This is a genomic window from Moorena sp. SIO4G3 (genome assembly GCF_010692305.1).
In the GTDB taxonomy this organism is placed as follows: Bacteria; Cyanobacteriota; Cyanobacteriia; order Cyanobacteriales; family Coleofasciculaceae; genus Moorena; species Moorena producens_A.
In genome coordinates this window covers 1-5,402 of the sequence record NZ_JAAHIG010000513.1, presented here as the reverse complement: position 1 = coordinate 5,402, position 5,402 = coordinate 1, and the positions used below count along the sequence as shown (strand labels likewise).

Below are 5,402 nucleotides of genomic sequence, written 5' to 3'. Positions count from 1 at the left end.
TGCTGCTGCTCCCTAAGCCAGGACGAGTTCGCCACCCCACTGTTCTGTGGGCATTAATCACCGGATCTTCTGGAGTTGGTGGTAAACCCCCTTTGCCGGTAATGATAAAGGAACTGCCGCCAGCAATTCGATTGTTCTCAAAGCCACAAAGGTCATTGGCCAGGATCGCTTCTGCATCTACCGGGCTTCCTGGCAATTCGGTTAAGCCTGAGGTAGGGTCTACCTGTGGGACGTTGAGTATGACTTGACCGTTGAAAAGTGGGCCACGGTTGGAGGTGGCGGTGATGTCATTGTCTGGAGTTGGACGGTCTCGAAACTCTAAGCCAAATATGCCTTGGGCTTTAATGGTAACACTACCTCCTGGGCCAAATTCAGCATTAGCGGTGATATCGCTATTTCCCAGACCGACTAGGGTATCAGTATCAATAGTTATATTTCCGCCAGTGGTATTCTCGGCGTTAGTGGTAATATTGCTTTCGTTAAGCAGTCGGATGTCACGGGCATATAGATTAATATTGCCTTTGTCTCCTCCTCCTGTTTCTGCTGAGATGATTCCATTGTTGTTAAGGAAGATGGAGTTGGCATTAATATCTACCGTGCCTGCTGAACTATCCTCTTTAATGCTTCTAGCACTAACTCGTGCTCCATCAGAGACCATTAACTGCCCAGTGGTAATATTCAAATTTCCTGCATTTCCTGTTGCTCCCCGATTAACTTGAGCAAACAAGCCGCTGGGAGACTGATCATCGGCTGATCTACCAATAAGTTGAACAGTAGAGGAGGCATCGACAGTCAAATTTCCCCCGTTCCCAATACCAAAAGTGTCAGTTGAAACTTGTGCTCCATCAGAAACCATTAACTCCCCAGTGGTAATCTTCAAATTTCCCGCTTTTCCTGTCCCTTCAGTTTGAGTAGTCAAGAGGCTGCTAAACTCACCATTGGCTGAGGTACCAATCACTTGAACAGTAGAGGAGGCATCCACTGTCAAATTTCCCCCGTTCCCAATACCAAAAGTGGCAGCTGAAACATCTGCTCCATCAGAGACCATTAACTTGCCAGTGTTAATACTCAACTCTCCCGCATTTCCTGTCCCTTCAGTTACAGTAAACAAGCCGCTGACAATCCGACCCGAGGCTGAGGTACCAATCACTTGAACCCTAGAGTCGGCATCCACTGTCAAATTTCCCGAATTTCCTTCACCAAAAGTGCCAGCTCCAACTTGTGCTCCATCAGAGACGATTAACTCCCCAGTGGTAATATTCAACTCTCCTCCATTTCCTGTCCCAAAAGTAGTAGTAAACAAGCCGCTGGGAAACTGACCATCAGATTTCGTACCAATCACTTGAACAGTAGACTCCGCATCCACAGTCAAATTTCCGGCATTTCCTTCACCAAAAGTTAAAGCTGAAACAACTGCTCCATCAGAGACGATTAACTGCCCAGTGGTAATACTCAAATTTCCGGCATTTCCTTTTGAACCTCGATCAGCTTGAGCAAACAAGCGGCTGGCAAACTGACCATCGGCTGAGGTACCTATCACTTGAACCGTAGAGTCGGCATCCACAGTCAAATTTCCCCCGTTCCCTTCACCAAAAGTGCTAGCTGAAACTCTTGCTCCATCAGAGACCATTAACTTCCCAGTAGTAATACTCAACTCTCCCGCATCTCCTGTTCCAACAGTTTCAGCAAACAAGCGGCTGGCAAACTGACCATCGGCTGATCTACCAATAAGTTGAACCGTAGAGTCGGCATCCACTGTCAAATTTCCCCCATCCCCTTCACCAACAGTGGCAGCTGAAACTTGTGCTCCACCAGAGACGATTAACTCCCCAGTGGTAATCCTCACATTTCCCGCTTTTCCTGTACCTTGAGTTTGAGTAGTCAAGAGGCTGCCAAACTGACCATCGGCTGATCTACCAATAAGTTGAACCGTAGAGTCGGCATCCACTGTCAAATCTCCCCCGTCCCCTTCACCAAAAGTGCTAGCTGAAACAACTGCTCCATCAGAGACCATTAACTGCCCAGTGGTAATACTTACATCTCCCCCCTGTCCTGAGCCAAATACATCCGCCAATATCCTAGAACCACCTTCAAGGCTGAGCTGAGAAGCCTCAACAACTATCCCACCCCCACTTCCACTCCCGTTAGTATCTGCAAATACATCAGAGCGATCGCGTAAACTCACATTAGCTCCCTGCACCTGGATACTGCCACCACTTTCGCCACTGGTAACAACAAAAGCACCGTCAGACAAACTAATATCCTGAAAGTTGTTAACTGCTGAATAATCCAACATAAAACTAGTATCGGTTGGGGTCAAGTTCACCACACCATTACCCACACTCCCCAGCTCAATCCGTCCATCCAATGCAGCTATAACGCCACCAGGAATAGTTATTTCACCACCAATAAGACCCAATGTTTGACCATTTGGTACCTGAAACAGACTAGACTGATTAGTAATACTTCCGGGATTGGATCCATATTGCAACCCAGATGGAATATTAATGGTCAACAACGGTTTTCTATTGGGGTTTTTAGCACTGAATACTGTGCCATCTTCAAACAACACACTATCAGCCGTACTCCCAAAAAATGAGCCTCTGATATCTAGTCTGCTATTGGTACCGAAGAAAATACCGTTGGGATTGATCAAAAATAAATTAGCATTACCCAATACCCCTATAGTGCCCAAAATATTGGAAACATTTGTTCCAGTTACCCGACTCAGGATGTTGGCAACTCCAGCAGGATTGGCAAAATAAACTGCCCCAAACTCAGCCACATTGAAATCTGAAAAGCTGTGGAAGAGATTGCTTTCTCTAATCGCCCCACCTTCTATCAAATCCGCTAGGTTCCCGTTAACATTGACATTGGGCGTTACTATAGAACTTTCATTATCCAGGGTATTATCTGGAGTGATTTGTCCTAATGCGGTAGTTGCACCCAGTAGAGAACACAGAACAAAGGGACTTGCTTGCAGAAGTCGGTAAACCACAGCTTTCATGTTAATCAATCAATATGCTCCCGATGTCTGGGATTATTTCATAAAATACCCTTTGATTCTGTTAAGTTTTTTTTATAGCGCTATGGGCAAGGCAACAGGCAATAGGCAATAGGCAATAGGCAATAGGCAATAGGCAATAGGCAAAAGTAGAATGGGCATCTTGGTGGAATGGGCATCTTGCCCGTTGTAATTTTGGGGCGGGGTTAAGGAACCGAGGGAAAATGACTGGTGGCATCAGGCGTGGTAACAACCAAACCATTACCCATGGGTATAGGTGTTGACTATGGGACATAATATTACCTTATCTCCTGTAAGGGGAACCCAGAGCCAGCCTGCAGCCTACGAAAACTCTTAGGCTGGCTCTCCCCGTGGATTTTATTTTGTCCACAATTTGATTATACCACAAAAAATTCTATAATTATAGCATTTTTTGAAATTTTTTGTAAAAAATTTTTTTTGAGGGAGTCGGGAGTCGGGAAAGTGAAACACTCAACTATTATTACTGTTCCCTGTTCCCTGTTCCCTGTTCCCAATTCCCGATTCCCGATTCCCGATTCCCGATTCCCGATTCCCGATTCCCGATTCCCTCTATTTAGTGCCCTTCAAACTATCCAACTTCTTGGTTAAAAAGCCAGTAAAGATAGTAATCACTCGACGCTTTCTCTCCTTAATATTCACAGTTACCGACATCCCTGATGCTAGGGGAACTGAGTTGCCTTTAATATCGATAAACTGCTGTTTTAGGGCAATTTTTGCAGGAAAACGGTAATAAGGATAAATCTGATCGGGCTCTAAAGCATCGGCTCCAATGGATATTAATTTACCTTTGATATCACCAAACTCACTAAAATTAAAGGAATCAATTCTGACATCCACCTCCATCCCTTCTTTTACAAAACCCCGGTCTTTATTGGTGATATAAACTTCAGCAATTAGCTCATCATTAGGCACAATTTCTAGAATAGTTTCGCTACTAGTTGTCACAAAGCCTGGGCGAGCCTTTAGCTCAAAAACTTTGCCAGCTACAGGAGCTTTGATTTCGTGATACTTCAAATTTTGCTTGATTTGACTAATTTGACTATCAATTTCCGCTATCCGTTTATCATTTTCTACAATTTGCTTACCTAGCTGACTATCGATATCAGCAATCCGTTGTTGATTCACAGCAATCCGATCCTGTAGCTCAGTTTGAGAAGCCGCAATGGTGTTGGCCAATTGTGCCTGAGCTTGAGCGATCGCACTTCTAATCCGTTCTTGTTCCTGAATTAACTGATTCACCTCAGCTTGCTGTGTACCCACCTCAGCTTCCCGTGTACCCACTTCAGCTTCACCTCTACCGACTTCTTGTTTCTGTCTACGGTATTGAATTTTGGGAACAGCTCCTTCGGTAAGTAACGGTTCAAAATCAGTTAAAATCTCCTGTTCAGTTGCTAAATTAGTCTGTGCAGTCACTAAATTGTTCTTAGCTGTACTCAACAGATTTCTAGCATTCGCTAATTGGATTTTAGTTTGCCCTAGCTGATTTTCTAGTTGCTGAATTTCTTGCTTATTCGCCGTTACCCGAGAATTAAATTCTGCCAGGTTTATCTGTAGACGAAATTGTTGCTCTGAGGTCAGGTTGGCTCCACCATCAGCCCCAGTCACTTGGACTCGATAGAGTTGATTTTCTGCCACTAAGTTAGCGCGGTTTTTAATAAGAAGCAAAACTTCTACTGGCAAGTTTAGCGGTTGAGTATTGGGTTGACTAGCTTGATAGGAACCGATTTGAGCACGATAAAACTGATTTTCTTGGATTAAGGATTTCTGAATTTGTTCCAGAGAAACCAACTGAGCTTGAGCAGAGGTCATATCAAAGCGAATCAGGACATCATCTGGCTTCACCAGCTCCCCATCCTTAATCAAAACCTCTGCTACCACACCACTAATCGATGCTTGAACTTCCTTAACATCTCCTTGTGGCTCTAACTTGCCCTGTGCTGGAATCACTTTCTCAATTTTTGCGACACTTGCCCAAGTAATTCCAAACGTTGTTATCCCCACCAATCCCCAAAGAATAGCCCGCGACCAAATGCTAGGTTGTTTCAGAAAAACGCTAGGTTGTTGCGGAATAATTGGTTGGGATAATTCCTGCTCTTGAATTACCTCATTGGTAGTGGTTTCAGCGTAAGAGTTATCAGTTGTGCGGTTGGATGTAATCATGATTAATTAGTAATTATTAATTGGGTTAGGGAATAGGGAATAGGGAATAGGGAACAGGGAACAGGGAACAGGGAACAGGGAGTAGGGAGTAGGGAGTAGGGAGTAGGGAGTAGGGAGTAGGGAGTAGGGAGTAGGGAGTAGGGAGTAGGGGGTAGGGAGTAGGGAGTAGGGAATAGGGAGTAGGGAGTAGGGAGTA

At 44.7% G+C, this 5,402-nt stretch carries 5 protein-coding genes; 1 reads left to right on the top strand and 4 read right to left on the bottom strand.

The features are described 5' to 3' along the window. A partial coding sequence (locus F6J99_RS41555) for a filamentous hemagglutinin N-terminal domain-containing protein (RefSeq protein ID WP_293122400.1) occupies nt 1-3,007 on the bottom strand: 3,007 nt, incomplete at its 3' end. 61 nt (nt 3,008-3,068) lie between these two features. Then, the gene (locus F6J99_RS41550; protein WP_293122398.1) at nt 3,069-3,299 is read right to left on the bottom strand and encodes a hypothetical protein; all 231 of its coding nucleotides are present in this window, start codon (nt 3,297-3,299) and stop codon (nt 3,069-3,071) included. 164 nt (nt 3,300-3,463) lie between these two features. On the opposite strand from F6J99_RS41550, the gene F6J99_RS41545 reads away from it, so the two are divergent. After that, complete coding sequence (locus F6J99_RS41545) at nt 3,464-3,634, top strand: hypothetical protein (RefSeq protein WP_293122395.1); 171 nt, start codon at nt 3,464-3,466, stop codon at nt 3,632-3,634. Here F6J99_RS41545 and F6J99_RS41540 read toward each other — a convergent pair. Continuing rightward, nucleotides 3,596-5,206 (bottom strand): HlyD family efflux transporter periplasmic adaptor subunit, encoded by a 1,611-nt coding sequence (locus F6J99_RS41540; protein WP_293122391.1) that lies wholly within the window; start codon nt 5,204-5,206, stop codon nt 3,596-3,598. The genes F6J99_RS41545 and F6J99_RS41540 overlap by 39 nt on opposite strands. A gap of 6 nt (nt 5,207-5,212) precedes the next feature. Further along, a partial coding sequence (locus F6J99_RS41535; protein WP_293122388.1) for a hypothetical protein occupies nt 5,213-5,402 on the bottom strand: 190 nt, incomplete at its 5' end.

Coding starts and splice junctions, on each gene's coding strand:
- F6J99_RS41550 (WP_293122398.1), bottom strand. CDS start 3,299: ATGTCCCATAGTCAACACCTATACCCATGGGTAATGGTTTGGTTGTTA.
- F6J99_RS41540 (WP_293122391.1), bottom strand. CDS start 5,206: ATGATTACATCCAACCGCACAACTGATAACTCTTACGCTGAAACCACT.